At 37.7% G+C, this 741-nt stretch carries 1 protein-coding gene and 1 pseudogene; one reads left to right on the top strand and one right to left on the bottom strand.

The features are described from left to right. Positions 1-373 (top strand): annotated as a pseudogene (locus tag ACS8FC_RS17135) (hypothetical protein); the annotation flags it as partial. On the opposite strand, the gene ACS8FC_RS17130 reads toward ACS8FC_RS17135, so the two are convergent. Beyond that, positions 370-741: tyrosine-type recombinase/integrase (locus tag ACS8FC_RS17130; protein ID WP_439297671.1), on the bottom strand; the 372-nt coding region annotated here is incomplete at its 5' end. The pseudogene ACS8FC_RS17135 and the gene ACS8FC_RS17130 sit on opposite strands and share 4 nt — an antisense overlap.

Raw genomic sequence — 741 nt, 5'->3', positions numbered from 1 at the left:
CTACTTGGAAAAAAGTAGGGTTTTGCTAAAACCTGAGGGATTTATGTCCAATATCCCAGCCATGAAACTTGCACAGATTGAAGCATCTATTGATAGTATAGGAATTTTTGAACCTTTAGATTATTCGTATAAGATCCCTCCAACAAGATTATTATTCATAAATAAGATGCGTAGAGCATGGAGTCAGAAAAAATTTCGTGAAGCTGGTAAAGTAAAGAGTAAATACCACTTACCTTTAACTAAGCAAACGCAGAAAAGACTAGCCAAAATGGCTCAAGTACAAGGGATATCAGAGACTACCGTGCTTGATATATTGATTAATAGGTTTTACGATTTAGATTACGTAGATGTGGATGGTAAGGATATTTACTAACGCTTATCAATGTAGTCTTGTAGCTCAGTTATCGTAAGCCCTTTTTCTATAAGTACTTCAATCAAAACTTGTTTATCAGTATTTTGTAATGAATTAGAGCTTTTATTCTCTAGTGATTTCTCAATTTGCTGTCGAGCTGTCTGGAAATCTACGACCTCACCTTTATCTCTGAGTAGGTCTAAAAAATCTGCCCAGACCTGCATGATTTTACGGCGCTCTTCTAAGTGTTGCGCGTGGTTATAAACTGCGCGAATGCTACTCTTTTTATCATGGGCCATCTGCTTTTCGATGGCATCTCCCATATAGCCAAGCTCGTTTAGATTGGTTGAGGCAATATGTCGGAATCCATGACCAGTTTGCTTACCAGC

The sequence above is a fragment of the Psychrobacter sp. 1Y4 genome (assembly GCF_051847555.1).
This window is presented reverse-complemented; position numbering and strand designations above follow the sequence as displayed.